We start from the raw sequence: 1,814 nt of genomic DNA, 5'->3' as shown, positions 1-1,814 counted from the left end.
CGAAGCGCACCCCGTCCGACCACGGTTTCGCGGCGGCCCGCCGGCGGCCTCAGCCGCCCCAGGAGGTGTCCGAAGGGTCGTTCAGCCGGACCCCGCCCGTGGTGTTCTGCGTGGTCGGCAGGACCACGTGCGGGCGCGGCGCCTCGCCGTCCGCCAGGGTGCCCGTGCCGCCGGAGCCGAGGGCGCCCAGCGCGCCGAGCGCGGACAGGAGCGCCGAGGCGAGGGCCAGGGTGAGTGCGGAACGCTTGGTCATGGTTTCCCCCCAGGGATGGTGGTGGTCCAGAAGACTCGGCGGGCTTCGTGGGCCCGCCGGGCCGGTCGTTGACAACCCTGCCGTGCTCCCGGCCCCACTTCGACCCGTCCCGGCTCTCAGCAAGTTGCCAGGCGCGAAAGTGAAGGGGGGTCAAACCGCCCGAACCGGCACGGAGCGCCCCTGATCCGCTCCGCCCGGCGGGGTCGGGTCCGCCGCGGGCAGGCTCGAAGAGCCGTCGACGACCGTTGCTGACTCCCCAACTGGTCGCGCCGAGGCGTCGGTTGCGGGGGAGTCCGCGCCGAGCCCGCGCCAGACGGGGAACACCAGCGGCGCCGAGGTCACCACCAGGTACACCGCTCCGGTGGCCACCAGGGTCCCGGTGAGGCCCCAGTGGTCGAGCGCGAGTCCGCCGCCCACCATCCCGAGCGGGGTCGCCGCCAGCGCGCAGGCCGTCAACAACCCGAAGACGCGGCCGCGCAGTTCCTCGGGCACCCGCCGGTAGGCCACCGACATCATCAGCGGTGCCACCACCCCGGAGCCCACGCCCGACACCGCCAGCAGCGCCAGCAGGACCACCGGCGGCGGCTCGGCCGCCAGCGTGGCGCACCGCACCGCGCCGAGCAGCACGAACGCCCCCGTGAACAGCAGCCGCGCGGGGAGCCGCGGCCCCGCCCAGCCGTAGAGCGCGGCCCCGGCCAGGGCGCCCGCCCCCATCACCGTCACCATCGCGCCCAGCAGCGGCCCGCTGTCCAACACCCGCGCCCCGTAGGCCGGGTAGAGCACCCCGTTGAGGGCGCCGTCCAAGGCGTTCGTCACCAACAGCACCCCGGTCACGGCCCGGACCAGCCGGTCCCCGCGCAACCACCGCAGACCCGTAACGAGTTCCCGCAGGTACGGTTCGCGCTCGGCCCCGTCCCGCCCCGCACCCGCGGCGGCCCGGGGCACGGCGGGCACCAGGGCGGCCACCAGCACCGCCCCCAGCGACACCGCCGCCGCGTCGAGCAACAGCGTCGGCACCGGGCCCACGGCCGCCACCGACACCCCGGCCAGCGGGGCCCCCGCCATCATGCCGATCCGCCGGGCGGCCTCGACCGCCCCCGTGGCACGCTCCGTACTCGTCGCGGCCCTCGCCATCGCGGCGGGCAGCAGCAGTTGCTTGCCCGTGTCCGCCGGGCCGCGCGCGGCCCCGATGACGAAGGCCAGCAGGCCCAGCAGCGGCAGGTCCAGGCCCCCCATCGCGTGCAGCAGCGGCACCAGGCCCAGCGCCCCGGCCGTCAGGGCGTCCGCGCCGACGCTCACCGCGCGCGGCGGCAACCGGTCCAGCAGCGGCCCGGCGGACACCGACGAGCAGAGCAGGCCGACCAGTTCGGCGGCGGCCACCAGGCCGGTGCGCGTACCGCTGCCGGTGGTGTGCAGCACGAACCAGGGCAGCGCGATCAAGGTCATGGCGACCCCGGCCGAGCAGATGCCCGACACGGCCACCAGCCGAGGAGGACCGCGCGAAGGCGCGCGGCCTGATGGACCGGTGTGACACCTGGATCATCGGCGCCTCCACCCAGGA

General features: G+C 76.2%; 2 protein-coding genes. Both read right to left on the bottom strand.

Translation table 11 applies throughout. From position 1 onward, the window contains the following. Positions 1-49: 49 nt before the first annotated feature. Complete coding sequence (locus ABTZ17_RS36725) at positions 50-253, bottom strand: hypothetical protein (RefSeq protein WP_352200167.1); 204 nt, start codon at positions 251-253, stop codon at positions 50-52. Between the two features lie 150 nt (positions 254-403). After that, the gene (locus ABTZ17_RS36720; protein ID WP_352200166.1) at positions 404-1,729 is read right to left on the bottom strand and encodes an MFS transporter; all 1,326 of its coding nucleotides are present in this window, start codon (positions 1,727-1,729) and stop codon (positions 404-406) included. Positions 1,730-1,814: the final 85 nt, after the last annotated feature.

The sequence above is a fragment of the Streptomyces sp. NPDC097619 genome (assembly GCF_040302735.1).
Taxonomy (GTDB): domain Bacteria; phylum Actinomycetota; class Actinomycetes; order Streptomycetales; family Streptomycetaceae; genus Streptomyces.
This window is presented reverse-complemented; position numbering and strand designations above follow the sequence as displayed.